This is a genomic window from Cupriavidus sp. GW822-FHT03E04 (assembly GCF_058801495.1).
Genome location: NZ_JBXANI010000040.1, coordinates 24,078 through 49,297, shown reverse-complemented (window position 1 = coordinate 49,297; position 25,220 = coordinate 24,078). Strand labels below are relative to the sequence as shown.

Genomic DNA, 25,220 nt, shown 5'->3' with positions numbered 1-25,220 from the left:
AGAAAACAACGCAGCGGACCCATGGACCCACGCGCCTGCCTTCTGTGGCTCGGAATTCAGATACGACAGGCTTAAGCCTTGACGTGTGCAGTGGCGTAATCGATTGCCTGTTGCACGGTCGTGATCTTCTCGGCTTCCTCATCAGGAATTTCCATGCCGAATTCATCTTCCAACGCCATCACCAGTTCAACCGTGTCGAGCGAGTCAGCGCCCAGGTCGTTCACAAACGACGATTCGGTCTTGATGTCTGCCTCGGCCACGCCGAGTTGCTCTGCCACGATTTTCTTGACGCGTTGTTCGATATTGTCCATGTAACCCTCCAGGGAAGTTCGACAAAAAGTGGGCGCATTTTAGCAGGTTTGGGCCATAAAAATGCCCCCCGCCATCTATTGCAAGAACTGCGCCCGATCAGTTTTAAAAATAACCACTTCGCACAGCTTCTGCCGGCTTCTCCCTCGAAACCGGCCACTGCACAAGGTGATCAATTCATGTACATGCCACCATTCACATGGAGCGTTGTACCAGTGATGTAGGCCGCCTGCGGACCTGCCAGGAAGGCCACCGCATGCGCGATGTCTTCCGGCTGGCCGAGCCGGCCCAACGGGATCTGCGTCTTCAGTGCAGCATGCTGCTCTTCCGACAGGACCTTGGTCATGTCGGTATCGATAAAGCCCGGCGCCACGCAATTGACGGTGACGTTGCGGCTGCCGATCTCGCGTGCGAGCGCGCGGCTCATGCCTTCCACGCCGGCCTTGGCCGCCGCGTAGTTCATCTGGCCCGGGTTGCCGGTCGAGCCGACCACCGAGGTGATGTTGATGATACGGCCACCGCGGGCCTTCATCATTGGGCGCAGCACGGCGCGCGACAGGCGGAACACCGCCGTCATGTTGGTCTCGATCACCGCGCTCCAGTCCTCGTCCTTCATGCGCATGGCGAGCTGGTCCTGGGTAATGCCGGCGTTGTTCACCAGCACGCCCAGGCTGCCATGCGCCTTGACCAGTTCGTCGATCAGCGCTTCTGACGCCGCCGCATCATTGACGTTGAGCACGGCGCCGCGGCCCTTGCCGCCAGCTGCCGCCAGATATTCGCTGATGGCTGCTGCACCCGCCTCGCTGGTGGCGGTACCCACCACCGTGGCACCCTGGGCGGCCAGTTCCAGTGCGATGGCGCGGCCAATGCCGCGCGATGCGCCGGTTACCAGCGCGACCTGGTTTTCCAGAAATTTTGTCATTGCGTTGGTCCTTGTTTACTTCAGCAGCGCCAGCGTGTCCTGCAGCGAGGCCGGGTCGAAGATCGCTCCGCCCACCAGGCTGCCGTCGATGCGCTTGGTCATGCCGGCCAGCACCTTGCCGGGGCCGCACTCAATCACATGGGTCACGCCTTCGGCAGCGATCTTCTGCACGCACTCGACCCAGCGCACCGGGGCTGCGGCCTGGCGGACCAGCGCGTCCTTGATGGCTTGCGGGTCATTGACGATGGCCACATCGACGTTGTTCACCAGCGGAATCGACGGTGCGGAAAACACCATGCCGGCCATGCGCTCGCGCAGGCGGTCCGATGCGGGCTTGAGCAGCGACGAGTGGAACGGTGCCGACACCGGCAGCGGCAGCGCGCGCTTGGCGCCACGTGCCTTGGCCAATTCGCAGGCCTTCTCCACGGCACCCTTGTTGCCAGCGATCACCACCTGCAACGGAGCGTTGAAGTTCACGGCCTCCACCACGCCGGCGCCGGTCGCCGACGCTTCGGCGCAAGCGGCGCGCACGTCATCGTCGGACAGCCCCAGGATGGCCGCCATGCCACCCTCGCCAACCGGCACGGCTTCCTGCATGGCTTGTGCGCGGAAGCGCACCAGCGGCACCGCATCAGCAAAGGGGATCACTCCGGCTGCCACCAGCGCGGAATATTCACCCAGGCTGTGCCCCGCCACCACGGCCGGAGCCGGACCGCCGGCGTCGAGCCAGGCGCGGTAGATGGCCACCGCGGCGGTCAGCATCACCGGTTGCGTGTTGGTGGTGAGGTTCAGGTCCTCGGCCGGGCCTTCGGCGATCAGTTGGCCCAGGTCCTGCCCAAGCGCGGCGGATGCCTCATCCAGCGTGGCACGAACTACCGCATTGCCGGCAAAGGCGTTGAGCATGCCAACTGCCTGCGAGCCTTGCCCTGGGAATACAAAGGAGAATTTCATCGCAATCGAATCGTAAAGATGAATAGCGCCAGGTCGGCGCAGCGGCATGACACCGCCACGCCGGCCCGAATATTACATGCGCAGCAGTACCGCGCCCCAGGTGAAGCCGCCACCCACGCCTTCCATCAGCACGTGATGCCCTGCGCCGATGCGGCCATCGCGCACCGCCACGTCGAGCGCCAGCGGGATCGAGGCAGCCGAGGTGTTGCCGTGCTCATGCACCGTAGCCACCATGCGCTCGGCGGGCAGGCCAAGCTTCCTGGCCGTGCTTTGCATGATGCGGATATTGGCCTGGTGCGGGATCAGCCAGTCGACCTTTTCCGCCGGGAACTGCGCGCCCGCGAGTGCTTCGCGCGCTACCTTGTCGAGCACGGTGACCGCCAGCTTGAACACCGCCTGGCCATCCATGTGCAAGAAGGGGTTGCCGGTGATATTGCCGCCCGAGACGTTGCCCGGCACGCACAGGATATCCACGTGGCTGCCGTCGGAGTGCATCGCCGACGACAGGATGCCGGGCTCCTCGGAGGCCGACAGCACGACTGCGCCGGCACCGTCGCCGAACAGCACGCAGGTGGTGCGGTCGTTGAAATCCAGGATGCGGGAAAACACTTCCGAGCCAATCACCAGCGCATTGCGGTGTGAACCGCTGCGGATGAATTTCTCGGCGGTGGCCAGCGCATAGACAAAGCCGGAGCACACCGCTTGCAGGTCGAACGCCGCGCAGTTGTTGGTGATACCAAGCTTCTGCTGCACCAGGCAGGCGGTACTGGGGAAGACGAAATCGGGCGTGGAAGTGGCAACGATGATCAGGTCGATGCTCTGGCGATCGATGCCGGCAGCCTCCAGCGCGCGCTCCGCCGCCTTGACGGCGAGGTCACTGCTGGTGACATCCGGCTCGGCCCAATGGCGGGCCGAGATGCCACTGCGCGAAAAGATCCATTCGTCGCTGGTCTCGATGCCCTTCTCAGCCAGTTGCGCCGCGATATCTTGGTTAGTGACGCGCCGCGGAGGCAAATAGCTCCCGGTCCCGATGATTTTTGCGTAGCTTGTCATGTAATGTCGGATCGATCGTCTGGCCACGGGTCGTCGCCCGCGGCATCTACATCAAGACCTCAGGCGGCGTGCGGGCTTGGACTGGAATCCTCGGCGCCTGACTGCGGGCCGGTAGCCGGAGTGCTGTTACCTGACTTGTTGGCGAAGGCCTGAATGGTGCGTTCGATCACACCATTCCTGGCCGCATCATACCCGCGTTTGATAGCCCACTCAAAAGCGTGCGCGTCGGCGGAACCATGACTTTTGACAACCAGCCCGCGCAAGCCGAGCAGGGACGCGCCGTTGTAGCGCGCCGGGTCCAGGCGCCGGGACAATCGCTTGAGTACCGGCAAAGCCAGGACCGCCAGCAGCTTGGTAAACCACGAACGCGTGAATTCTTCCTTGATCATGTTGGCGATCATCTTGGCCAGCCCTTCGCTGCTCTTTAGCGCGACGTTGCCGACAAAGCCATCGCACACCACGATATCGGTGGTGCCCTTGAAGATGTCGTTGCCTTCCACGTTGCCGTAGAAGTTGAGTTCCGAAGCGCGCAGCAGCTCACCCGCGCGCTTGACCACATCGTTGCCCTTGATCACTTCCTCGCCGATGTTAAGCAGGCCGACGCTCGGGCGTTCCTTATGATCCACCACGGCAACCATGGCCTCCGCCATGCGCGCGAACTGCAGCAGGTGCTCGGGCTCGCAGTCGGCATTGGCACCGAGGTCTAGCACCGTGGTACCCCAGCCCTGCTCGTTGGGAATGGTGGTAGCGATAGCCGGCCGCTCGATGCCTTCGAGCGTTTTCAGCACATAGCGCGACACCGCCATCAGGGCGCCGGTATTGCCCGCCGAGATGCATGCGCCAGCCAGTCCCTCCTTCACCTGGGTCACCGCCACGCGCATCGAGGAATCCTTCTTCCTGCGCAGCGCTACTTCAACGGGGTCATCCATGGTGATGACTTCGGACGCGGTCACAATGCGCACGCGCGGATGGTCGAGCGCATGCAGCTTCTTGAGCTGCGGCTCGATGCTGTCCCGCAAGCCGACCAGCACCACTTCGGCGTCGCTATGGCTTGAGAGAAAACTGATCGCCGCTGGTACGGTCACGCAGACACCGTGATCGCCACCCATGCAGTCGATAGCTAGTTTGATCGTCATTGTTTCCTGGTGCAGAAGCGCTGGTCGGCGTGACTTGAAATCCTGGCTCCCGAGCCGGGCAGGCATGACCCTGACCAGCCGGTGGCAACCCGACGGCACTCCCGGAGCGCTCCACGGCGAGATCTGGCGCCGCCCTCGCCGCCGCGCATGGCATCTAGCCATGCACTCAGCTTGAGCCGGCGGCGCAAATCGGCCCGATGGAAGCCTGCGCTACGGTTTGCGCTGCGAGCGCGCAACAAAAAAGCGGCAACGATTTTGCCGCTTTTTTGTTTTTGACCTAACAACGTGCGCGTACGAGACGCAAAGTCACGCCGAACGATCTGTCAGTCGTTCTTGGTCTTGATGACCTTGCGGCCACGATAGTAGCCGTTCGGGCTCACGTGGTGACGCAGGTGGGTTTCGCCCGTGGTCGGCTCCACTGCCAGCGCTGCCGTGGTCAGGTGGTCGTGCGAGCGATGCATGCCGCGCTTGGAGGGCGACTTCTTGTTCTGTTGAACTGCCATGATGACTCCTTCGAGAATTTTTCAATGGTAACACACGCATCCCGCACGAGGCGTAGCCGGGCCCGGCCGGATGCTGATCCTGGTGCCTTCGAACGTTGCCAGATGCCGGCGAACCGGCTTCAGTGCTTCGTTTTCAGGCCGGCCAGCGCCGCAAAGGGCGAAGGCCGTTTTTCTTCTTCCGGCAGAACCTCTGGTTCAGGTTCCGCCTGTCCGTCCACCCCGGTCACGAGACTTTCGTGCACCGTGGGGCAAACGTCATGCTTGGGCGCCACCGGCAAAGCCAACAGCACTTCATCTTCAATCAGCGTCAGCAGGTCAAAGCGCTTGGAGCCAACAATCACATCGAGCTCGTCATCGTCCATGGGCGCCGCATCGGCATCCGCCTCGCTGGCGACCACCTCGAAACACATGTCCGTGGCGATCGGCTGCTCGTAGACCCGCAGGCAGCGCTGGCAATCCAGCCAGACCCGGCCATTCACGGCCAGGTCGACGAACAGGCGCTCCACCGCGGGCTTGCCGGGCTCGCTCGCCTCTTCCTCGACAAAGCCGGAAAGCGCGTAGCTGAACACCTCGTCCGTCGCCGACGCTGGCGCTTGCGCCGCAGTCTCGGCTATGATGCGCGGCAAATCGCGTGCGGCAACTTCGCCGGTGGCGTCGTCGCCAGCGCGGCAGAACGCAAAGAGATCGAGCGCGCGCAGGTCAATCGGCTGGGTCATGTCTTATCGTGCCGTCATGCCGGGAGGCATCCCGGAGGATCGCGGCTTCGACGCATTTTTACGTATACCTGACATATACCTGTATAACGCACCGTCGAAACGTGACTCGGAAGCTACACAACACCGGAAAAAACACGGTATTGCGCCGGACTTGCTTGGCTAAACGCGAGATTATACGTCGATTCTGCTGCCGCGGTCAAAATTTTGGAAGACGGCCATTCGCCGCTTTCCCTTTTCGCTCAATTACTTATGTCGCAAACTTCCCGCCCCACCCTGATCCTGGGTTCCAGCTCACGTTATCGCCGCGAATTGCTGGAGCGCCTGCGCATTCCTTTCGAGGTGGCGATTCCCGACATCGACGAAACGCCACAGCCTGGCGAAAGCCCCGAGGCCACCGCGCTGCGGCTCTCCCACGCCAAGGCACAGGCCATTGCCGAGCGGCATCCGGGCACCCTGGTCATCGGCTCCGACCAGGTCGCCACGCTGGACGGCAGGCAGATCGGCAAACCCGGCTCCCACGAGAAGGCCCTGGCGCAATTGCAGTGGATGCGCGGCCGTACCGTCACTTTTCACTCCGCGTTATGCCTGCTTGACAGTCGTAACGGCGAGGCTCAACTGGCGGATATCCAGACGCGCGCGACTTTCCGCGATCTTTCCGACCAGGAGCTGGACGCCTACCTGCGCATCGAGCGCCCTTATGATGTCGCGGGCAGCGCCAAATCCGAAGGACTGGGCATCGCCCTACTCTCGCATATGGAGTCCGACGATCCCACCGCGCTGGTAGGCCTGCCCCTGATCGCGCTGACCAATATGCTGCGCCAGGCCGGCTACCCTTTCTTCCAGGACTAAGGGCTTCGCCCACCCCGCGCCAAGCCACAGAAGACAAATGAGAACCCAAGCATGAGCGGCACCCTGTACCTGATCCCCAACACCTTGGGCAAACGCGACGAGTTCGACCCGCTCGCGGATGTCATTCCGGCTGGCGTGCAGCAAATCACGGCCAGCCTGGACTACCTGGTGGCGGAAAATGCCAAGACGGCACGCGCCTTCCTGAAGAAACTCAGCGAAACCTGCCCGCTGGGCAAGCCAATCCAGCAGATCGAGATCCGCGAACTCAACGTCAATACGCGCGAAGGCGAACTGGCCACACTGCTGGCACCGATCCGCGAAGGGCGCGACGGCGGCCTGCTGTCGGAAGCCGGCGTGCCGGCGGTGGCCGATCCCGGCGCCAACCTGGTGCGCCTGGCTCACACCAAGGGCGTGCGCGTGCGCCCGCTGGTGGGCCCGAGCTCGATTCTGCTGGCCGTCATGGCGTCCGGCCTCAATGGCCAGAGCTTTGCTTTCAACGGCTACCTGCCGGTGGATGCCGGCGAGCGCGCCAAGCGCCTGCGCGAGCTGGAGCAGCTATCGCGCAAGGCACGCCAGACCCAGGTCTGGATCGAGACGCCGTACCGCAATGGCCCCTTGCTGGAAGCGATGCGCCAGCATTGCGCAGGCACCAGCCTGCTGTCGATCGCGGTAGACCTGACCTTGCCAAGCGAGACGATCGTCACGCTGCCCATCTCCGATTGGCGCCCGGAGCGGCTGGCACTGAACAAGCGCCCGGCCATTTTCTCCTTGCTGGCAGCCTGAGCGACGGTCGGCCAACGAAGAAACAAACGAAAAATGGGGCGTTTTCGCCCCATTTTTTACTCCGTGCCCAGCTCGGCTGGCTTAATGCATGGCCTGCACGCGCGTGCCGAACAGCATGGTCTTCATCGCCGCCGTGCCCATCGCCGCGCCGAAACGCTTGGCTACCCGCTCCGCAATATTCTCCTTGACGGTGTAGTCGACGATGTCCTCTGCCTTGAAGAGATCCCGCGCCACGTAATCCGCGTTACCCAGGCCGTCGGCCAAGCCCAGCTCAACGCTGCGCTCGCCGGACCAGAACAAGCCGGAGAACAGGCCCGGATCGTCCTTCAGGCGATCGCCTCGGCCTTCCTTGACCACGTCGATGAACTGCTGGTGGATCTGCTTGAGCATGGTTTCGGCATATTGCTTCTGCCTAGGCACCTGCGGCGAGAATGGGTCGAGCATGCCCTTGTTGGCGCCAGAGGTATAAAGCCGGCGCTCGACGCCCAGCTTGTCCATGAGCCCGGTGAAGCCAAAGCCGTCCATCAACACGCCGATCGAGCCGACGATGCTAGCCTTGTCGACATAGATCTTGTCGGCCGCCGCCGCCACGTAATAGCCGCCCGAGGCGCAGATCTCCTCCACCACCACGTAGAACGGCTTGGCGGGATAAAGCGTCCGCAGGCGCCGGATCTCGTCGTTGATCATGCCGGCCTGTACCGGCGAGCCACCCGGCGAGTTGATCTTGAGGATGATCCCGGCGGCATTGGTATCGGCAAATGCGGCTTGCAGGGCTGCGTTGATCGATTCGGCGCTGGCCGGCGTCCCCGCAGCGATCTCGCCGTCGAGCGACACCATCGCCGTATGGCGACCGCTCGTGGCAATGGTGCCGTCGCCCTTGAAGTCGAAAACGGCAAAGAAAATCAGCACTAGCAGAGCGAGCCCGGCGAAGCGGAAGAAAATGCGCCAGCGGCGTGCCGCGCGCTGCTCGCGCAGCGTCGCCATCAGCACCCTTTCCAGCACATCCCGCTCCCAGCCTGTCCCCGTGGGGACGGGGCCGACGTCACGACCGGCCATGCGCGCCTGGCGCTGGCCGGCTTCTCTCTGCGAAGCAGCATCTCCGGCGCGCAGCTCTTGCTCCAGCGGGTAATCGGCCTGCGAGGCGGTTTCCAGCCGGTCATCCCCCGCCCCGGGCGCCCCGGCGCTGGCCGAAGCCACCGGTTCCTGCGCCTTGCCGGGTTCGTCCTGCGGCGGTTTTTGCTGTTCAGTCATGCAGTTGGCTCTTGATTATGAATAGATAGGCGGGCCGGGGCGCCGGGCCTGCCGGCTGCCCGCTAGCCCGCGGGTGCTTCGTATGGACTTTCAGGCAGCCAGTACACATTGCCGTCGCGCTCTTCGACGCGCAGCTTGGACAATGAAGCGCCCCGGCAGGGGCCGCCCACGCACAAGCCGCTGTCGGGCGCATAAACCGCGCCATGTGTCGCGCACATCAAGTATAGGCCCGAGGACTCGAAAAACTGTCCCTCCTGCCAATCGAGCTCCATCGGCACATGCGCGCACTGGTTCAGGTAGCCGTGGACAGCCCCCTCGAAGCGCACGACAAACGCGCTCACGGCGCGCCCACCCACTTCGACCACAAAACGCACCCCGGCGCCGCCGTCAGCCAGGTCCTCGGCCGCACACAGGTGACGCGCGCCCCTCATCCCCTGGCCCGTTGCGTCAAGCATGCGCCAGCAGCCAGTCTTTCAGGTCGGCGATGGACGTCGCGCAATGCAGAGGCGCCATCGCGCGCAGGGCGTCCGCGGGATGCGCGCCGTAGCCTACGCCGATGCCCGCCGCGCCGGCATTGGCCGCCATCTGCAGGTCGTGGGTGGTATCGCCGATCATCACCGTGCGCTCCATGTCCTGCCCCAGTTCGCGGGTCAGCTCTTGCAGCATGGCCGGGTGGGGCTTGGAAAAGGTCTCGTCGGCGCAACGCGTGCCGTCGAACAGGCGCACGAGGTCGGTTGCTTCCAGGGCGCGCTGCAGGCCGACGCGGGTCTTGCCCGTCGCCACGCCAAGGAAATAGTGCTCGGCGCGCAGGGCTTCCAGCATCTCGCGCACCCCGTCGAACAGCACCAGTTCGGCGTCGCGGGTCAGGAAGTGGAAACGGTAGCGCTCGGCCAGCCGGGGATAGTCGGCGGGATCGAGCGTGGGCACGGCGTACGACAGCGCGTCCTTGAGTCCCAGCCCGATCACGTGACTGGCGGCGCTGTCGTCGGGCACCGGCAAGCCGAGGTCGCGGCTGGCCAGCTGGATGCATTTGGCGATGGTCGGGGTGGAATCCATCAGGGTTCCATCCCAGTCGAACACGATCAGGTCGAAGCGTTGCCTGGCCATGAATATCCTTGTTAGCGCCTTAGTCGGCGGCGCGCAGGTTACGGGCTTGCTGCAGGAACGCTTCGCACTCCGGCGGCATGGGTGCAACTACAGTGGTGATTTCTCCACTTATCGGATGCGTAAATGTCAGGCTGTGCGCGTGCAGGAACATGCGCTTGAGCCCAGGATTGGCGCCGCTGCGGGCCAGCGCCTTGTTGAGGGCGTAATCGCCGTATTTTTCGTCGCCCAGGATCGGGAAGCCCGAATGCGCCAGATGGACCCGGATCTGGTGGGTCCGCCCTGTCTTCAACTCGGCCTCGAGCAAGGTGTAGCCGGGCATGACCTCGAGCCGGTTGAACACAGTATGCGAGGCAATGCCATCTTCCTGCACCCGCACGCGGCGCTCGCCTTCCGGGGTGGTGTACTTATATAGGGGGAATTTCACGTGCTGCCGGGCATTCTCGAAATGCCCCGCCACACAGGCGAAGTAGCGCTTGTCCAGCGCACTGCCGCGCATCTGCTCATGCAGGTTCACCAGCGCCGTACGCTTCTTCGCAAGCACCAGCAGGCCGGAGGTCTCGCGGTCGAGACGGTGCACAAGCTCCAGGAACCTGGCCTGCGGGCGGGCGCGCCGCAATTGCTCGATCACGCCGAATGCCACGCCAGAGCCGCCATGCACGGCCACGCCGGCAGGCTTGTTGATCACCAGCAGGTATTCATCCTCGAAGACCACCGGAAAGCTGGCCGGCGGCACGAACTTGCCGGCATCGGGTGCCGAAGCCGCCACACGCATAGGCGGAATCCGTACCACATCGCCCAACTGCAGGCGATAGGTGGCGTCGACCCGCCCCTTGTTCACACGCACTTCACCCGACCTCAGGATGCGGTAGACATGGCTCTTGGGCACCCCTTTCGAGAGCTTCAGGAGGAAGTTGTCGATACGCTGGCCATCGGCTTCGTCGCCAATCGTTACGTACGCCACCTGGGGCCCGGCCGCGGCGGGCCGCACCTCTTTTTCAATTTGATGGCGTAACTCATTCATTTTCAATATAATTTCCTCGCTGTTCCGGCCAAAGACCGGCAGCGCAAGTCAGGTGTAGGCGATTCGTCGTATTTTACACTTCGGGTTGCCGCCAACCCTGCCAGCCTCCCGCTTCTTTGCGTACCACGCGAGCCCGGGGCTGGTAAATGGCAGCAAAAACGCAGCACGCACGGTATCGCCCGCGCAGGAAGTCGCCCAAAGGCAACTTCGGCGCTGACGGCGGTCACGTGGGAGTAGTGTTCAGGTAGAACAGAATTTGATAGTGGATGCCCACCCGGCATCCACTCTGGTGAGAGAAGTCCCGCCCGCACCGGGAAACGGTGCCGCCGGCATGCTTCCAACGCCGCCTGACTGGTTATACCGGCGCCCGGTCGCAGAACTCCAAGAAGCAGTAGGTGCGCCCGCCAGGAGATGTCAGGAAGCGAAGCAGCATTGCCGTGACGACAAACTTGCTCTTTGACGCGTCTAGCCCTTCCGCGGCCGGCCGCGGTGCGATGGCGCCTCTTTGCGCCCGCACCGCCGCCATGCCAGCCGGAAACCCGCTGGGTCGCTGCGCAAAGCAGCACACCGGCGTTCTCTCCGACCATGCGGACGGCGCTTTCGACGTCGTTACCTCTCTTTCACCCGTGCCCAGCCGGCCGCGCTCATTTGCGCGACGGCGCTTTCGGCAATTCTCGCGCCCTCACTCGCTCCCTCGCGTGCTCCACGGAACGAACGCCGCGGGCACCGCATGCCGGTGCAATCCGCGGCATTGAGTGAGGTAATGCGATGAAACGCATGCTTTTCAACGCGACGCAGCAAGAGGAACTGCGCGTCGCCATCGTCGATGGTCAGAAGCTGATCGACATCGACATCGAAGCCGCCGGGCGCGAACAGCGCAAGGGCAACATCTACAAGGGTGTCATCACCCGGATCGAGCCCTCGCTGGAAGCCTGCTTCGTCAACTACGGCGAAGAACGCCACGGTTTCCTGCCCTTCAAGGAAGTCGCACGCGCCTTTTTCAAGGAAGGCGTGGACGTGCGCAACGCGCGCATCCAGGACGCGTTGCATGAAGGCCAGGAACTGATCGTCCAGGTAGAAAAGGAAGAGCGCGGCAACAAGGGCGCGGCGCTGACCACCTTTATCTCGCTGGCCGGCCGTTACCTGGTGCTGATGCCCAACAACCCGCGCGGCGGCGGCGTATCGCGCCGCATCGAGGGCGAGGACCGCCAGGAACTGCGCGAGACCATGGGCCAGCTGGCCGTGCCCGAGGGCATGAGCATCATCGCCCGCACCGCGGGCATCGGCCGCTCGGCCGAAGAGCTCCAGTGGGACCTGAACTACCTGCTGCAGCTGTGGAAGGCCATCGACGGCGCCGCCGGCGACAACAAGGCCCCGCTGCTGATCTATCTCGAGTCCAGCCTGGTGATTCGCGCCATCCGCGATTATTTCCAGCCGGATATCGGCGAGATCCTGATCGACACCGACGAAATCTACGAGCAGGCCCGCGCCTTCATGAGCGTGGTCATGCCCGACAACATGAACCGCGTGAAGAAGTACCGGGACGACGTCCCCCTCTTCTCGCGCTTCCAGATCGAGCACCAGATCGAGTCGGCGTACTCGCGCATGGTGATGTTGCCCTCGGGCGGCGCCATCGTGATCGACCACACCGAAGCCCTGGTCTCGGTGGACGTGAACTCGGCCCGCGCCACCAAGGGCGCCGACATCGAGGAAACCGCGCTGCGCACCAACCTCGAAGCCGCCGACGAAATCGCCCGCCAGCTGCGCCTGCGCGACCTGGGCGGCCTGATCGTGATCGACTTCATCGACATGGAAGCCAGCAAGGCCCAGAAGGACGTGGAAACGCGCCTGAAGGATGCACTGCGCCATGACCGTGCCCGTGTGCAGATGGGCAAGATCAGCCGTTTCGGCCTGATGGAGCTGTCGCGCCAGCGCCTGCGCCCGTCGCTGTCGGAAGGCTCGCACATCACTTGCCCGCGCTGCAACGGCACCGGCCATATCCGGGATACCGAATCCTCCGCCCTGCAGGTCCTGCGCATCATCCAGGAAGAAGGGATGAAGGAAAACACCGCCGCCATCCACTGCCAGGTGCCGGTGGAAGTGGCCGCGTTCCTGCTCAACGAGAAGCGCCAGGACATCAACCTGATCGAGATGCGCTTCAAGGTCAACGTGCTGCTGATCCCCAACAAGCACCTGGAGACCCCGCACTACAAGCTGGAGCGCCTGCGTCACGACGACCCGCGCCTGGAAGACAGCATGGCCAGCTACAAGATGGCCGAGGCTGCCGCCAAGGAACTGGAAGCCGACACCAGCTACAGCAGCCGCAAGAAGGAAGATGCCAAGCCGCGCCAGGAAGCTGCCGTCAAGGGCATCACCCCGGAACAGCCGGCGCCCGTCTCCGTGCCGCGCGCAGAGCGCGCCCCGCGCCCGGAAGCCGCGGCGGCAGCCGCACGTCCGGTGCCGGCTACCCAGCCGGTGGTCGGCGGTGGTTTTATCGGCTGGCTGAAGAACCTGTTCGGCGCCAAGCCCGCAGCGCCCGCCGTCGAGCCGGCCAAGCCGGTTGACGCGGAGCAACGCAGCGCTGAGAACCGTCGCGAACGCGGCCAACGTGGCGAACGCGGTGAAGGCCGTGGCCAGCGCGGCGAACGCGGTGGCGAGCGTGGTGAGCGGGGAGGCGAACGTGGTGACCGCCAGGGCCGTGGCCAGCGCGGCGAGCGCGCACCCCAGGAACGTGGCGAGCGCACCGAACGCGCGGACCGCGGCGAACAGCGCGCGGAGCGTGGCGAGCGCGTCGAAGCGCGCGGCGAACGTGGCGAACAACGCGGCGAGCGCAACAGCCGGGCCCCGCGCCAGGCCGCACTGGAAGTCCAGCCGGCCCGCCAGCCCGAAGGCGCACCGGCCGAGCGTACGGAAGGCCGTGGCGAAGGCCGCCGCGACCGCAACCAGGAACGCCGCGAGCGCCAGCGCGACCGCCAGCGTGAACGAGGCGACGCGCCGCGCGAAGGCGAAGCCACCGAAGGCCTGGCTGCCGAAGCCGTAGCCGCGACCGCCGCAGCTGTCGTGGCAGCGCCGGCCGTAGCCGCAGCGGTTGCCTCGCACGATGACGCCGACAACGCACGCACCGACCTGCCGGAAGGCACGGAAGGCACGGAAGGCACCGAGAACGGTGAAGGCGAAGAACGCCGCCGCCGCAATCGCCGTGGCCGCAACCGCTATCGCCGCGAACGCGACGACGGCGCCCAGGCAACCGAAGGCGCGGAAAGCGCTGAAGGCGAGTACACGGCGGAAGTGCGCGAAAGCACCCAGGCCGCCGCCCCGGCTGTGGTCGCCCAAGCGCCTGCGATCGAAGCCGCCGTGCCGGTTGCCGAAGCCGCGCCGAGCGCTCCGGCTTACCAGCCCGCCGAAGCTGCCGTAGTGACGCAACAGCCCGTGGCACTGCCGGCGGAGCCGGTGTTCGTGCAGGCCCCGCCGATCTCGGCGCCGGTCGCTGCGCCAGTCGCTGCGCCGATCATCGAAACAGTTGCCGAGCCGGTGGCTGAAACGGTGGTTGAGACGATCGCAGCAAGCCCGGCCGCCTACCAGCCGGCACCGGCTCCGGTTGTGGCTGAAGCAGTCGTGCAAGCCCCTGCTGTTGTTGTGGCGCCTGCCGTTGAAGTGCCGGTCGCTGCCCCGGTGGCAACGGTAGCCCGGGTAGCCCCGGTGGCGGTCGAAAGCCTGCAGCCGATGCTGGCCTCGGCTGGCCTCGAGTGGGTCAACACCGACACCAGCAAGCTGCGCGCTGCGCAGGAAGCGGCTGCCAGCATCCCGCCGGCACCGCGCGTCGTGCGGGAGCGCAAGCCCCTGCCGCCGCTGCCTGAAGGTCCGATGATCCTGGTCGAAACCGGTGGCGATACCGCTGGGACGCCGCAGAAGTAAGCGGCACCCTCGCGGGTAGCAAGAAAAGGGACGGCGATGCCGTCCCTTTTTCATGCCTGCGGGCTTTGTTTGCGGGCAATGTCCCGGGTGATGCCGGCGGTACCATGCCCGGCTCGGCTAGAATGACAAATAGATGGCACCCGAAAGATGGTGCCCGGAACGGGCGATGCTGCCCCATGCAATCGCGCCAGAACCGCCCGTCACCCGCACTGCCACGCCCCCAGGCCATGACCGAATCCGTCATTCCCATTTTCGACCTGCGCGATCATCGCTACCGCTCGATGACGCCAAGCATTCCGGCCGTGCTCACCGCACCGTCCGGGCTGGTTGCCGACACGCGCGGCCGGCCGCTCCATGATCTGCGTATCTCGGTCACGGATCGCTGCAATTTCCGCTGCGTCTACTGCATGCCCAAGGAAGTGTTCGACAAGGACTACACCTTCCTGCCCCATTCCGAGTTGCTGAGCTTCGAGGAAATCGAGCGCGCGGCTCGCCTCTTCGTTGCGCACGGCGTCGAGAAGATCCGCCTGACCGGCGGCGAGCCGCTGCTGCGCAAGAACATCGAGAAGCTGGTGGAAATGCTGGCGCGTATCGATACGGTGTCCGGCAAACCACTGGACCTCACCCTCACCACCAACGCCTCGCTGCTGGCCCGCAAGGCGCGCGCGCTACGCGATGCAGGCCTGACGCGGGTGAGCGTGAGCCTGGACGCCATCGACGACGCCACCTTCCGCCGCATGAACGATGTCGACTTCGCGGTGCGCGACGTGCTGGACGGCATCGAGACCGCCCAGGCGGCCGGCCTGGCGCCGATCAAGGTCAACATGGTGGTCAAGCGCGGCACCAACGATGGGGAAATCGTGCCGATGGCCGCACATTTCCGCGGCAGCGGCATCATCATGCGCTTTATCGAGTTCATGGACGTGGGCGCAAGCAACCACTGGCAGATGGACGAGGTGCTGCCCTCGGCCGAAGTAGTGCGCCGCATCCACGAGGCCTTCCCGTTGGAAGCCATCCCAGCCAACTACAGCGGCGAGACCGCCGAGCGCTGGCGCTACCGCGACGGCGCCGGCGAGATCGGCGTGATCTCCAGCGTGACCCACGCCTTCTGCGGCGACTGCAGCCGCATCCGCCTGTCAACCGAAGGCCGGCTCTACCTGTGCCTGTTCGCCACCGAAGGCTACGACCTGCGCGCGCTGTTGCGCGGCGAGCACAGCGACCTGGAAATCTCGAACGCCATTGCCGGGGTCTGGCAAGGGCGCACCGATCACTACTCCGAACAGCGCAGCGACCCCGCGGTGCGGCAGGCGCGTGCCGAGAACAAGATCGAGATGTCCTATATTGGCGGCTGACGACAGCCACCCCGCCCAACCCATTACCCTATCCTCCCATCCCCCGATGATTTCTCGCGAAGACATTACCGGCCTGATCCTGGCCGGCGGCAGGGGCAGCCGCATGGGCGGCACCGACAAGGGCCTGCAGCCGTTTCGTGGCGCGCCCATGGCAATGCATACGCTGATGCGCCTGTCCGCGCAGACCGGCGGCATGCTGATCAACGCCAACCGCAACCTGGCCGCGTATGAGTCCTTCGGCGTGCCGGTGGTCACCGATTCGGTGCCGGACTTCGCCGGGCCCCTGGCTGGCATGCTGGCCGGGCTGGAACAGTGCCAGACGGGCTGGATGCTGAGCGCGCCCTGCGACTCGCCTTTCCTGCCATCCGACCTGGCCGCGCGCCTGGCGAGCGCGATCGACGCGCAAGGCGCCGAGATGGCCATTCCCGTCACCATCGACGCGGATGGCCGCCGGCAGGTCCAGCCGGTGTTTTGCCTGATGCCGGTCACGGCGCTCGACGGCCTGGTGGCTTTCCTCAACGGCGGCGGCCGCAAGATCGAAACCTGGGCCGCCTCGCACCGCCTGGCCGAAGTGCTGTTCGAAGACGCCGGCGCCTTCGCCAATATCAATACCCTGGATGAGTTGCGCACGCTCGAGGCGCGCTGACAACCCAAGCCAGGCCGCTGCCCCGGGAACGGTCCATGCCATCACTACAATCCGTCATTTCCTGCCTGTCCGACTACGATCCCGGTGCATTGCCGGTGGCGCAGGCCAACCAGATCATCGGCGAGGTGGTCGAGCCCGTGAGGGGCACCGAGCAGGTCGCCCTGCGCACCGCGCTCGACCGCGTGCTGGCCGAAGACGTCATCTCCATGCTGGACGTGCCTGCGCACGACAACTCCGCCATGGACGGCTATGCGTTCGCCAGCAGCGAGTTGGCCGCGGGCGGCAACGTGACCCTGGCTGTGGTCGGCAGCGCCTTCGCCGGCGCTGCCTGCGAGCAAGCGGTTGCGCGCGGGCAGGCGGCGCGCATCATGACGGGCGCCATCATGCCGTCCGGCTGCGACACCGTGATTCCACAGGAATTCGTCGATGTCGAGGGCGAGCTGATTCGCTTTGATGCCAAGGCGGTACGAGCCGGCGACAACCGCCGCCTGCGGGGCGAAGACCTCGCCATCGGCCAGCCGGCACTGGCCGCCGGGCGCATCCTGCAGCCGGCCGACCTTGGGCTGCTGGCGTCGCTGGGCGTGGCCGAAGTCAAGGTGCGGCGCCGCCTGCGCGTGGCGTTCTTCTCCACCGGGGACGAACTGCGCTCCATTGGCGAGCCGCTCGATGCGGGCTGCGTCTACGACTCAAACCGCTACACGCTGCACGGCATGCTGCGGCGGCTGAACGTGGAACTGATCGACATGGGCGTGGTGCACGATGATCCCGCCGCGCTCGAAGCGGCGTTGCGCAGCGCGTGCGAAAACGCCGACGCGGTCATCACCTCGGGCGGTGTCTCGGTGGGAGAAGCCGACTACACCAAGCAGATCATGGCCCAGCTTGGCGATGTGACCTTCTGGAAAATCGCCATGCGCCCCGGCCGGCCCATGGCCTTCGGCCGCATCGCTTCCCACGGCCGCGAAGCGCTGCTATTCGGCCTGCCGGGCAACCCCGTGGCGGTGATGGTGACGTTCTATCATTTCGTGCGGGCTGCCCTGCACCGCCAGATGGGCGCCAAGGTGGCGCCCCTGCCGCTGATGCGCGTGCGCAGCGCCCAGGCGATCCGCAAGAAACCTGGCCGCACCGAGTACCAGCGCGGCATCCTGGCGCCTGCCCCGGAGGGCGGCTGGCAGGTTAGCATCACCGGGCAGCAGGGCTCGGGCGTGCTGCGCTCGATGAGCGAGGCCAATTGCTTCATCGTGCTCGGGCACGAACAGGGCATGGTCGCCGCCGGCGACGAGGTTGAAGTCATGCTGTTCGACGGGCTGATGTAAGCGCTGGCAGAAAGCCCGCCACGGTACGCCGGCTGCACCTTTGTGTCGTTTTTGCGCAGCAGTTTTGCCGGGGTTTAGCAAGCAGATCGGCGGTTTTCCGTACCCCGCGAGTGCCGGACTATGCGCCGCCTCCCCCATTGGATACACTTGCGCAACATTACTTTGCTTACTGCCCAAGCTGTCATGAATCAGGAGATTGCGTACCTCCACCCGGTCAAAACCGCCCGCGCGCTCGTGCTCGTGTACCTGTGCTTTTCGGTACCCATCGTCTCGCTGGGGCTGTTCGTGGCCTTTATCCGCTATGGCGACCTGCCCGGGATCACTGTCTTCACGGCACTGATTCTCAATGCGCTGATCGGTTTCGGCCTGCTGTGGCTGGCCTGCAAGGCCTACAACTGGGTGGCAGCGCGTTTTGGCGGCATCGAGGTGACAATCCGCGACTTGTCCTGAAACGGCCAGCCGCCGGAATGTAAAAAGCGCATCGAATCGATGCGCTTTTTTTTGCCCAGCGTTCTTTGCCCCTCAACCGCCTGCGGTCTCGTCATCCACCACAGCGGCCAGGCCAAGCAGTTCCTGCGCGTTCTCGCCCGGCAGCGCTTCCACGGTGCGCAGCTTGCGCTCCATCTGGCGCGTACGCACCTCGGCCTGCTCAATGTTGCGGGCAGCGCGTTCCAGCGTATCGCGGGTCTTGGCCAGCACATCGCCGAACTTGCCGAACTCGGTCTTGACCGCGCCCAGCACCTCCCAGACTTCGCTTGAGCGGCGCTCCAGCGCCAGGGTGCGAAACCCCATCTGCAAACTGTTAAGCAACGCGGCCAGCGTGGTCGGCCCGGCTACCGTGACGCGGAAATTGCGTTGCAGCAGGTCGGCCAGCCCCGGGCGCCGCAAGACTTCGGCATACAACCCCTCGGTGGGGAGAAAGAGGATGGCGAAGTCCGTCGTCGCCGGCGGCGACACATATTTCTCGGAGATCGTCTGAGCCTCGCGCTTGATCGCGGCTTCCAGTTCGCGCCCGGCCAGCGCCACGCCATCGACATCGCCGCGCTCCTGCGCGTCGAGCAGGCGCTCGTACTGTTCCTTCGGGAACTTGGCATCAATGGGCAGCCACACCTGCCCGCCGGCAGCGTCCTTGCCCGGCAGGCGAATCGCAAACTCCACGCGCGCACCGGTATTGCGCACCGTCTCCACGTTCTTGGCGTACTGCTCGGCGGTTAGCACCTGCTCTAGCAGCATCTCCAGCTGCACTTCGCCCCATGTCCCGCGCGACTTGACGTTGGTCAGCACCCGCTTGAGGTCGCCCACGCCCTGGGCCAGCGCCTGCATTTCGCCAAGGCCCCGGTGCACCTGCTCGAGCCGGTCCGAGACCAGCTTGAAGGACTCGCCCAGCCGCTGCTCCAGCGTGGCGTGCAGCTTCTCGTCGACGGTGCGGCGCATCTCCTCGAGCTTGGCCGCGTTGTTGACCTCGATCTCCTTGAGCCGTTGCTCAAGCGTGGCGCGCACTTCGCCCAGGCGGCGCTCGTTGCCCTCGGACATCTGCGCCAGTTGCTGCTGCAGCCCGTCGCCAAATCGGCGCAACGCGCTGCCTTGCTCGTCGCGCGCCTGCTGGCCTTGTTGCAGCAGGTTCTGCCGGACCTGCTCGAGCTGCTGGGCGTTGGACTCGGTCAGCTTGGCAAGCTGCTGCGCGAACATGTCGATCTGGTTGTTCTGCAGCGTGGCGATGCTGGTGAGCTGCGAGGACAGAGCCTGCTGGAAACGCATCATCTGCTGGCCGGCTTCGCCACGGCCAACGCGCGCGCTCTCAGTGACCTCGGTGCGCAGCTCACGCTCCAGGCGCTCATTGCCGCGCGCGCCTTCGGCGCGCAGATCGGCGAGCTGGCGCAGCAGCTCCGGGCCGGCGCCGTCCTGTGCAACGCGCGGCCGCAGCAGCAACACCACCAGCAGCAGTACGGCAGCCAGTGCAAGGACCAGGGTCAACAGGGAAATCAAAGTCATGAATAGGTTGGCAGGTATTGGCAGCGAGAGGATCAGCGGCGGCGCGCCATCACTTCGGGATTGATCACGGAAGGCGGTTGCCCTGCCTGCGGTCCCACGCCGAGCGCGGCGATCAGGTTGTCAGCGGCCAGATCCGCCATGGCGCGGCGGGTCTTCTCCGAGGCACTGGCGATATGCGGGGTCAGCACCACGTTGGGCACCGTCAGCAGGTCGGGATGGACCTGTGGCTCTGCCTCGAATACGTCGAGCCCGGCAGCAAAGATGCGCCGTTCGCGCAGCGCCCGGGCCAGCGCAGCGTCGTCGACCACACCGCCGCGCGCCAGGTTGACCAGCGTGGCCGACGGCTTCATCTGCGCCAGCTCGGCGGCGCCGATACTGTGATGGCTCTGCGCGCTATACGGCAGCACCAGCAGCACATGATCGGACTGTGCCAGCAGCTCGGCCTTGCTGACATAGCGCGCGTTTAGCGCGCGCTCGGTGTCCTCGGGCAAACGGCTGCGGTTGTGATAGAGCACCGACATGCCAAACCCCGCAGCGCGGCGTGCCAGGGCCTGGCCGATGCGGCCCATGCCAAGGATGCCAAGCGTGCTGCGGTACAGGTCCATGCCGAGGAACATGTCGTAGCTCCACCGCTCCCACTTGCCAGCGCGCAGCCAATGCTCGGACTCGGTCACACGGCGCGCGGTCGCCATCAGCAAGGCCCAGCCGAAATCGGCCGTGGTCTCGGTCAGCACATCGGGCGTATTGGTGGCCACGATCCCGGCGGCGGTCAACGCCGGCACATCGAGGTTGTTGTACCCCACCGCCATGTTGCAGACCGCGCGCAAGGCCGGCAACCCGGCCACCAGGCCGGCATCGATGCGGTCCGCGGCATTGGCCAGGACACCGGCCTTGCCGGCGAGGCGCGCCTTGAGCGCGGCGCCATCCAGCGCCACGTCCGGCTGGTTGTCGTCGACGTCGAAGTACTGCGCGAGCCGTTCGATCACTTCGGGAAAGACGGCGCGGGTCACGAGAACGGAAGGCTTGGTCATGCTCACACTCACACGCGGAAGAAGATAAAGGTCATCACCAGGAACAGCGGCACCAGCACGCAGATCGACCACAGCATGTAGCCGAAGAAGCTGGGCATGCGCACGCCGCGGCTTTCGGCAATTGCCTTGACCATCAGGTTGGGCGCGTTGCCGATATAGGTATTGGCGCCCATGAACACGGCGCCGGCCGAGATGGCCGCGAGCGTTGAGGCATCGCGCGTCATCAGCGTGGCGGGATCGCCGCCCGCGGTGTTGAAGAACACCAGGTAGGTCGGCGCATTGTCCAGGAAAGACGAAAGAATGCCCGTGGCCCAGAAGTACATGCTGTCGATGGGCTGGCCGCCGCTATCGCTGACCATGCGGATCACGCTGGCGAAGGCGCCGTCGGTACCGGCCTTGAGCATGGCGATCACGGGAATGATGGTGAGGAAGATGCCGGCGAACAGCTTGCCGACTTCCAGGATCGGTTCCCAGTTGAACTCGTTGCCCGTGCGCGCCGTGCCCGGCGTGATTGCCAGGGACACGAGCGCCACCACCACCAGCAACACATCGCGCACCGCCGCCGGCAGGCCGACCATGGTGCCCATCACGTTGAATTCGATGCCGGGCTTCCACAGTCCGCTCATCAGCACCAGGCCCACCACCGCCAGCAGCAGCACGAAATTACGCTTGCCTTCAATGCGGATGCCCGCGGAATCGGGCGTGGGGTCCGCTGCCTGTGGCAACTCTTCTTCCTTGTTCAGGTAGTAGTAGCGATCGACGAAATAGAAAATCACCAGCAGCGCGATGCAGATGAACAGCGTCTCGGGCAGGATGTTGCGCAGGGTCCAGAAAAAATCCACGCCTTTCAGGAAACCCAGGAACAGCGGCGGATCGCCCAGCGGCGTCAGCGCGCCACCCGCATTGGCCGCCAGGAAAATAAAGAACACCACCACGTGCGCCACATGCCTGCGGTTGTCGTTGGCGCGCAGCAGCGGCCGGATCAGCAGCATGGCGGCGCCGGTGGTGCCCATCAGGCTGGCCAGCACCGTGCCGAGTGCAAGCAGGCCGGTATTCAGGCGCGGCGTGCCATGCAGGTTGCCACGCACGCAGATGCCGCCGGCCACGATATAGAGTGCGGCGATCAGCGCGATAAAGGGGATGTACTCCGACAGCAGCGCGTGCACGGCATTGGCGGCGGCGGCATGCATGCCGAAGGCCTGCGCGAACGGTACCAGGAACAGCACTGCCCAGGCTGCGATGATCTTGCCGTAGTGGTGATGCCAGAAGCGCGGCGCGATCAACGGGAACAGCGCGATCGACAGCAAGGTGCCGGCGAAGGGCAACGCCCACATTGGCGACAGCGTGGCGCCATCGAGATCGGCGGCATGAGCCAGGCTCGGCGCCAGCGTGAACAGCAGGGTGAACAACAGCGGGGCCAGCAGGGACAGCAGTGCGGGGGCACGTCGCATCGGGCGGGATCTCCTTGTATCGGATTGCGTCACCCGGGCCTGATGGCGGCCGCGAGCGGAGAAAGCGCACGAGCCCGAATGGCCCGGCAAGCGGGCCGCAGGCGCGCGGCGAGACCCTCAAGTGTAAAGCAATCGCCGCGCGGCGCCGCCGATTCCGGACGCCCTGGACTACCGCGCTCAGTCCTGCTCGACGAGGATCACGTGCACGCGGTAAGGGCCGTGCGCGCCGAGCACGATGGTCTGCTCGATGTCGCCGGTGCGCGAGGGTCCGCTGATGGTATTGGTAGCACGGGGCAGCTCCCCGCGCTCGCTGCGCACCAGCGCGAAGGCGTCCTCCAGGCCATCGACGATGCGCGAGACCGGCACCACCGCGATATGCGTCTCCGGCAGCAGCGCCGCCGAAGCGAAGGTCTGCGGGCCGGACAGCAGCATCAGCGAGCCGGTCTCGGCGATCGCGCAAAAGCAGCCCGTGATGCCGACCATGTCGCCATGGTCGTGATCGGCCTGCGCGTCGCGGATGGGCGGGCGGCACTCCACGATCAAGCCCTGCCCTTGCCAGTCCAGTGCCGCCAGGGTATCCCAGGCCACGGCGCGGCGCGCCAGGCCAAGGCTGTCCAGGTAGCGCGCGGCCGCGGCTGGCACATCGGCCATCGTGGCCACCCGCTCCACCGTGGAGGCCATTTTCTGCGCCTGTTCGTGGAAGGCCTGGATCCGGTCCACCGGCGCCGGCGGACGGGGCCCGGCGGGATGGCGCGCGAGATAGTCGGCCACCGCCGCGCGCTCGCCGTTGCTCACCCCGGGCGCGCGGCCCTGGGCGGCGCGGATGCGGGCAAAGATGCGATCGCGGGCGGAGGTGGTATCCATGAGTCGGTTTCCGGAGGTTGGAGGCTTCGTGACTTAGTGGCTTAGGGATCTGTGGGCTGCAGCAACGGCGCGCCTGCATCGAACTCGAGCGCTACGCCGGCGCCTTGATGCCGAACACCTGCCGCAGGTACGCCAGGTAGGCGGGATCGTCGCACATGGTCTTCTCGGGCGTGTCCGACAGCTTGGCCACTGGCTGGCCATTGCAGCGGGTCATCTTGATGACAATCTGCAGCGGCGTGTAGCCCAGATCGTTGGTCAGGTTGGTGCCCACGCCAAAGGCAAGCCGGCAGCGCCCGCCAAAGCGCTCGTACAGCTCGATCACGCGCGGGATGTCGAGGCTGTCGCTGAAGATCAGCGTCTTGCCCAACGGGTCGACGCGGCTGGCGGCGTAGTGCGCCAGCATGCGTTCGCCCCAGGCGATGGGGTCGCCGGAATCGTGCCGCACGCCGTCGAACAGCTTGCAGAAGTACAGGTCGAAATCGCGCAGGAAGGCGTCGAAGCCATAGGTGTCGGACAAGGCAATGCCGAGATCGCCTCGGTATTCCTTGGCCCAGACTTCCAGCGCGAACACCTGCGAGTCGCGCAGCCGCGGCCCCAGGGCCTGGCAGGCCTGCAGGTATTCATGCGCCATGGTGCCGAGCGGAACCAGGTTATGCGTGCGCGCGAAATGCACATTGCTGGTGCCGGCCAGTTGCGGGCCGAGTACCCGGCGCATGGTCCGCAACACCTCCTCCTGCCAGTCGCGCGAAAAGCGGCGACGCGAGCCGTAGTCGGCGATCACGCAGTCCGCGTGGGCAGGCATCTTCAGCAAGGCCAGTTTGTCTTCCAGGCGCTTGCGCCCCTCGCTCCAGTCAGGTTGCGGCTGGGTGCGGCGGAAATAGACCTCGTTGACGATGGCCAGCAACGGCACCTCGAACAGGATGGTATGCAGCCACGGCCCGCGGATGGTGATCTCGATCTCGCCGCTGCCGGGAGCGGCCGGCGCGATCGTCACGTATTTCTCGTTGAGGTGGAACAGGCCGAGGAAGTCGACGAAATCGCTCTTGATAAAGCGTAGCTCGCGCAGGTATTGCAGCTCGTCCGGCGTAAAGCGGACCTGGCAGAGCTGCGCCACTTCTTCGCGGATCTCGTCCACGTAGGGCGTCAGGTCGACCCCCGCGTTACGGCATTTGAAGCGGTATTCGACCTGTGCCGCCGGGAAGTGATGCAGCACCACCTGCATCATGGTGAACTTGTACAGGTCGGTGTCGAGCAATGAGGTAATGATCATGTCGGGCCAAACGGCAGTGCCGGGTCAGAGCGCCATGCTACCCGAAAGCGCGGCGCTCAAGCTATGGAGCCGCATCGGCCACGCCGGCCTCATGCGCCATCGAGGAAAGGATCAGGCTGGCGGCCCCGCGCGCTGCCGCGCAGGCACCACAGGACCTGCCCGCGATAGCCAGGGCAGCCAACCAGCGTGGCCTGCGCCCGGGGCACTTCGGCGGGCAGCGGTTCGGCGAAGGTTGCCGAACGGGCCGTGATGCGCTCCTGGTAGACCCGCTGCGTGCCGCGACGGAACACCAGCACCTGCACCGGCGCGCCGCGTTCGGGCTGCAGGCTGGCGTCGCATGGCAGGAAGCCGGCCTGGCCGCAGTTGGCCATGCCCTCCCCCGCCGCCTCGACCACCACGCCGAAATCATCCCAGTCGAAGAGTGCCAGCGCACTCAGCGATACCGGCCTGTCGCTCATCATGCGCCAGGCCATCAGGCGGGCCACCACGCTGTCCGGCGGTCCGGCCTTGGCCAGGGTCTGCGCATGCGCGGCAGGCATGGCCAGCGCCGCCAGGCATAGCAACGCGCTCACCGCCTGGCTGAAACGGCAGTTGCGCGGCGACTCCCGGACTGGTCTTGGCATGGAGCACTCCTCACTCGGTTAGGCACGCGGCAATACCGCGCAGGCAAGCTCAGGCAGCATACAACGGCAACGCCGCACCGGCCAGAAAAGCACATCGGCAGGCGTGACGCCAACTGTCTTGGATCAAATGCACATAAAGAAATAAGAAAACTATCTGATCTG

At 65.3% G+C, this 25,220-nt stretch carries 24 protein-coding genes; 7 read left to right on the top strand and 17 right to left on the bottom strand.

The annotated features are described in order from the left end of the window. Positions 1 to 71: 71 nt before the first annotated feature. From acpP to AC1RQC_RS37025, 7 genes are all read right to left on the bottom strand, one after another. A complete protein-coding gene (gene acpP, locus AC1RQC_RS37055; RefSeq protein WP_009522116.1) occupies positions 72 to 311 on the bottom strand; it encodes an acyl carrier protein in 240 nt (79 codons plus the stop codon). Positions 312 to 481: 170 nt separating this feature from the next. Further along, positions 482 to 1,231 carry a 3-oxoacyl-ACP reductase FabG gene (gene fabG, locus AC1RQC_RS37050; RefSeq protein ID WP_043347885.1) on the bottom strand — a complete coding sequence of 250 codons (750 nt, stop codon included), beginning with the start codon at positions 1,229 to 1,231 and terminating at the stop codon, positions 482 to 484. A gap of 15 nt (positions 1,232 to 1,246) precedes the next feature. Beyond that, complete coding sequence (gene fabD, locus AC1RQC_RS37045; protein ID WP_492374595.1) at positions 1,247 to 2,182, bottom strand: ACP S-malonyltransferase; 936 nt, start codon at positions 2,180 to 2,182, stop codon at positions 1,247 to 1,249. Positions 2,183 to 2,254: 72 nt separating this feature from the next. Then, on the bottom strand, positions 2,255 to 3,235 hold the full coding sequence (locus AC1RQC_RS37040; protein WP_150983156.1) for a beta-ketoacyl-ACP synthase III: 981 nt from the start codon (positions 3,233 to 3,235) through the stop codon (positions 2,255 to 2,257). Between the two features lie 59 nt (positions 3,236 to 3,294). Continuing rightward, entirely contained in the window at positions 3,295 to 4,371 is a 1,077-nt protein-coding gene (gene plsX / locus AC1RQC_RS37035) for a phosphate acyltransferase PlsX (RefSeq protein ID WP_492374596.1), read from the bottom strand. Positions 4,372 to 4,694: 323 nt separating this feature from the next. Then, entirely contained in the window at positions 4,695 to 4,874 is a 180-nt protein-coding gene (gene rpmF, locus AC1RQC_RS37030; RefSeq protein WP_006158597.1) for a 50S ribosomal protein L32, read from the bottom strand. A gap of 119 nt (positions 4,875 to 4,993) precedes the next feature. Beyond that, positions 4,994 to 5,590 carry a DUF177 domain-containing protein gene (locus AC1RQC_RS37025; protein WP_492813830.1) on the bottom strand — a complete coding sequence of 199 codons (597 nt, stop codon included), beginning with the start codon at positions 5,588 to 5,590 and terminating at the stop codon, positions 4,994 to 4,996. A 249-nt stretch (positions 5,591 to 5,839) separates the two neighbouring features. On the opposite strand from AC1RQC_RS37025, the gene AC1RQC_RS37020 reads away from it, so the two are divergent. Then, the gene (locus tag AC1RQC_RS37020; RefSeq protein WP_492374598.1) at positions 5,840 to 6,439 is read left to right on the top strand and encodes a Maf-like protein; all 600 of its coding nucleotides are present in this window, start codon (positions 5,840 to 5,842) and stop codon (positions 6,437 to 6,439) included. Positions 6,440 to 6,490: 51 nt separating this feature from the next. Continuing rightward, the gene (locus tag AC1RQC_RS37015) at positions 6,491 to 7,222 is read left to right on the top strand and encodes an SAM-dependent methyltransferase (protein ID WP_492886403.1); all 732 of its coding nucleotides are present in this window, start codon (positions 6,491 to 6,493) and stop codon (positions 7,220 to 7,222) included. A gap of 81 nt (positions 7,223 to 7,303) precedes the next feature. On the opposite strand, the gene AC1RQC_RS37010 is transcribed toward AC1RQC_RS37015, so the two are convergent. The 4 genes from AC1RQC_RS37010 to AC1RQC_RS36995 form a co-directional block, all read right to left on the bottom strand. Then, complete coding sequence (locus tag AC1RQC_RS37010; protein ID WP_492886401.1) at positions 7,304 to 8,473, bottom strand: S49 family peptidase; 1,170 nt, start codon at positions 8,471 to 8,473, stop codon at positions 7,304 to 7,306. Between the two features lie 62 nt (positions 8,474 to 8,535). Continuing rightward, positions 8,536 to 8,928, bottom strand: coding sequence for a Rieske (2Fe-2S) protein (locus AC1RQC_RS37005; protein WP_492374601.1), 393 nt, complete (start codon positions 8,926 to 8,928; stop codon positions 8,536 to 8,538). Then, positions 8,921 to 9,580: an HAD-IA family hydrolase gene (locus tag AC1RQC_RS37000; RefSeq protein ID WP_492374602.1), complete on the bottom strand. Its 660-nt coding sequence runs from the start codon at positions 9,578 to 9,580 to the stop codon at positions 8,921 to 8,923. The genes AC1RQC_RS37005 and AC1RQC_RS37000 overlap by 8 nt, the downstream gene beginning before the upstream one ends. 19 nt (positions 9,581 to 9,599) lie before the next feature. After that, positions 9,600 to 10,601 (bottom strand): RluA family pseudouridine synthase, encoded by a 1,002-nt coding sequence (locus AC1RQC_RS36995; RefSeq protein ID WP_150983149.1) that lies wholly within the window; start codon positions 10,599 to 10,601, stop codon positions 9,600 to 9,602. 768 nt (positions 10,602 to 11,369) lie between these two features. Between AC1RQC_RS36995 and AC1RQC_RS36990 the strand changes: the two genes are divergently transcribed. The 5 genes from AC1RQC_RS36990 (at position 11,370) to AC1RQC_RS36970 (ending at position 18,277) form a co-directional block, all read left to right on the top strand. Next, positions 11,370 to 14,516 (top strand): Rne/Rng family ribonuclease, encoded by a 3,147-nt coding sequence (locus AC1RQC_RS36990; protein ID WP_492886399.1) that lies wholly within the window; start codon positions 11,370 to 11,372, stop codon positions 14,514 to 14,516. 227 nt (positions 14,517 to 14,743) lie between these two features. Next, complete coding sequence (moaA, locus tag AC1RQC_RS36985) at positions 14,744 to 15,868, top strand: GTP 3',8-cyclase MoaA (RefSeq protein WP_416049191.1); 1,125 nt, start codon at positions 14,744 to 14,746, stop codon at positions 15,866 to 15,868. 46 nt (positions 15,869 to 15,914) lie between these two features. Then, complete coding sequence (gene mobA / locus AC1RQC_RS36980; RefSeq protein WP_183034275.1) at positions 15,915 to 16,514, top strand: molybdenum cofactor guanylyltransferase MobA; 600 nt, start codon at positions 15,915 to 15,917, stop codon at positions 16,512 to 16,514. A gap of 35 nt (positions 16,515 to 16,549) precedes the next feature. Then, a complete protein-coding gene (gene moeA, locus AC1RQC_RS36975) occupies positions 16,550 to 17,827 on the top strand; it encodes a molybdopterin molybdotransferase MoeA (RefSeq protein WP_492813817.1) in 1,278 nt (425 codons plus the stop codon). Positions 17,828 to 18,010: 183 nt separating this feature from the next. Continuing rightward, positions 18,011 to 18,277, top strand: coding sequence for a hypothetical protein (locus AC1RQC_RS36970; protein WP_006158586.1), 267 nt, complete (start codon positions 18,011 to 18,013; stop codon positions 18,275 to 18,277). Between the two features lie 72 nt (positions 18,278 to 18,349). Here the strand turns inward: AC1RQC_RS36970 and AC1RQC_RS36965 are convergent, their stop codons facing one another. From AC1RQC_RS36965 to AC1RQC_RS36940, 6 genes are all read right to left on the bottom strand, one after another. Then, on the bottom strand, positions 18,350 to 19,819 hold the full coding sequence (locus tag AC1RQC_RS36965; RefSeq protein ID WP_492374606.1) for a DNA recombination protein RmuC: 1,470 nt from the start codon (positions 19,817 to 19,819) through the stop codon (positions 18,350 to 18,352). Between the two features lie 32 nt (positions 19,820 to 19,851). Continuing rightward, entirely contained in the window at positions 19,852 to 20,850 is a 999-nt protein-coding gene (locus tag AC1RQC_RS36960; RefSeq protein ID WP_492374607.1) for a 2-hydroxyacid dehydrogenase, read from the bottom strand. 8 nt (positions 20,851 to 20,858) lie between these two features. Further along, positions 20,859 to 22,301: a sodium:proton antiporter gene (locus AC1RQC_RS36955; RefSeq protein WP_492886397.1), complete on the bottom strand. Its 1,443-nt coding sequence runs from the start codon at positions 22,299 to 22,301 to the stop codon at positions 20,859 to 20,861. A 177-nt stretch (positions 22,302 to 22,478) separates the two neighbouring features. Beyond that, complete coding sequence (locus AC1RQC_RS36950; protein WP_492374609.1) at positions 22,479 to 23,165, bottom strand: LutC/YkgG family protein; 687 nt, start codon at positions 23,163 to 23,165, stop codon at positions 22,479 to 22,481. Between the two features lie 91 nt (positions 23,166 to 23,256). Continuing rightward, the gene (gene pncB / locus AC1RQC_RS36945) at positions 23,257 to 24,435 is read right to left on the bottom strand and encodes a nicotinate phosphoribosyltransferase (RefSeq protein WP_150983141.1); all 1,179 of its coding nucleotides are present in this window, start codon (positions 24,433 to 24,435) and stop codon (positions 23,257 to 23,259) included. 89 nt (positions 24,436 to 24,524) lie between these two features. Then, complete coding sequence (locus AC1RQC_RS36940) at positions 24,525 to 25,058, bottom strand: hypothetical protein (RefSeq protein ID WP_492374610.1); 534 nt, start codon at positions 25,056 to 25,058, stop codon at positions 24,525 to 24,527. Positions 25,059 to 25,220 lie beyond the last annotated feature (162 nt).

What these genes read in the sequence shown, in the direction of transcription:
- moeA (WP_492813817.1), top strand. Translation starts at nt 16,550, where the DNA reads ATGCCATCACTACAATCCGTCATTTCCTGCCTGTCCGACTACGATCCC.
- AC1RQC_RS36955 (WP_492886397.1), bottom strand. Translation starts at nt 22,301, where the DNA reads ATGCGACGTGCCCCCGCACTGCTGTCCCTGCTGGCCCCGCTGTTGTTC.
- AC1RQC_RS37020 (WP_492374598.1), top strand. Translation starts at nt 5,840, where the DNA reads ATGTCGCAAACTTCCCGCCCCACCCTGATCCTGGGTTCCAGCTCACGT.
- acpP (WP_009522116.1), bottom strand. Translation starts at nt 311, where the DNA reads ATGGACAATATCGAACAACGCGTCAAGAAAATCGTGGCAGAGCAACTC.
- AC1RQC_RS37040 (WP_150983156.1), bottom strand. Translation starts at nt 3,235, where the DNA reads ATGACAAGCTACGCAAAAATCATCGGGACCGGGAGCTATTTGCCTCCG.
- AC1RQC_RS36970 (WP_006158586.1), top strand. Translation starts at nt 18,011, where the DNA reads ATGAATCAGGAGATTGCGTACCTCCACCCGGTCAAAACCGCCCGCGCG.
- rpmF (WP_006158597.1), bottom strand. Translation starts at nt 4,874, where the DNA reads ATGGCAGTTCAACAGAACAAGAAGTCGCCCTCCAAGCGCGGCATGCAT.
- fabG (WP_043347885.1), bottom strand. Translation starts at nt 1,231, where the DNA reads ATGACAAAATTTCTGGAAAACCAGGTCGCGCTGGTAACCGGCGCATCG.
- AC1RQC_RS37010 (WP_492886401.1), bottom strand. Translation starts at nt 8,473, where the DNA reads ATGACTGAACAGCAAAAACCGCCGCAGGACGAACCCGGCAAGGCGCAG.
- AC1RQC_RS37015 (WP_492886403.1), top strand. Translation starts at nt 6,491, where the DNA reads ATGAGCGGCACCCTGTACCTGATCCCCAACACCTTGGGCAAACGCGAC.
- AC1RQC_RS36960 (WP_492374607.1), bottom strand. Translation starts at nt 20,850, where the DNA reads ATGACCAAGCCTTCCGTTCTCGTGACCCGCGCCGTCTTTCCCGAAGTG.
- AC1RQC_RS36995 (WP_150983149.1), bottom strand. Translation starts at nt 10,601, where the DNA reads ATGAATGAGTTACGCCATCAAATTGAAAAAGAGGTGCGGCCCGCCGCG.
- AC1RQC_RS36940 (WP_492374610.1), bottom strand. Translation starts at nt 25,058, where the DNA reads ATGCCAAGACCAGTCCGGGAGTCGCCGCGCAACTGCCGTTTCAGCCAG.
- fabD (WP_492374595.1), bottom strand. Translation starts at nt 2,182, where the DNA reads ATGAAATTCTCCTTTGTATTCCCAGGGCAAGGCTCGCAGGCAGTTGGC.
- AC1RQC_RS37025 (WP_492813830.1), bottom strand. Translation starts at nt 5,590, where the DNA reads ATGACCCAGCCGATTGACCTGCGCGCGCTCGATCTCTTTGCGTTCTGC.
- moaA (WP_416049191.1), top strand. Translation starts at nt 14,744, where the DNA reads ATGACCGAATCCGTCATTCCCATTTTCGACCTGCGCGATCATCGCTAC.
- plsX (WP_492374596.1), bottom strand. Translation starts at nt 4,371, where the DNA reads ATGACGATCAAACTAGCTATCGACTGCATGGGTGGCGATCACGGTGTC.
- pncB (WP_150983141.1), bottom strand. Translation starts at nt 24,435, where the DNA reads ATGATCATTACCTCATTGCTCGACACCGACCTGTACAAGTTCACCATG.
- AC1RQC_RS36950 (WP_492374609.1), bottom strand. Translation starts at nt 23,165, where the DNA reads ATGGATACCACCTCCGCCCGCGATCGCATCTTTGCCCGCATCCGCGCC.
- mobA (WP_183034275.1), top strand. Translation starts at nt 15,915, where the DNA reads ATGATTTCTCGCGAAGACATTACCGGCCTGATCCTGGCCGGCGGCAGG.
- AC1RQC_RS36990 (WP_492886399.1), top strand. Translation starts at nt 11,370, where the DNA reads ATGAAACGCATGCTTTTCAACGCGACGCAGCAAGAGGAACTGCGCGTC.
- AC1RQC_RS36965 (WP_492374606.1), bottom strand. Translation starts at nt 19,819, where the DNA reads ATGACTTTGATTTCCCTGTTGACCCTGGTCCTTGCACTGGCTGCCGTA.
- AC1RQC_RS37000 (WP_492374602.1), bottom strand. Translation starts at nt 9,580, where the DNA reads ATGGCCAGGCAACGCTTCGACCTGATCGTGTTCGACTGGGATGGAACC.
- AC1RQC_RS37005 (WP_492374601.1), bottom strand. Translation starts at nt 8,928, where the DNA reads ATGCTTGACGCAACGGGCCAGGGGATGAGGGGCGCGCGTCACCTGTGT.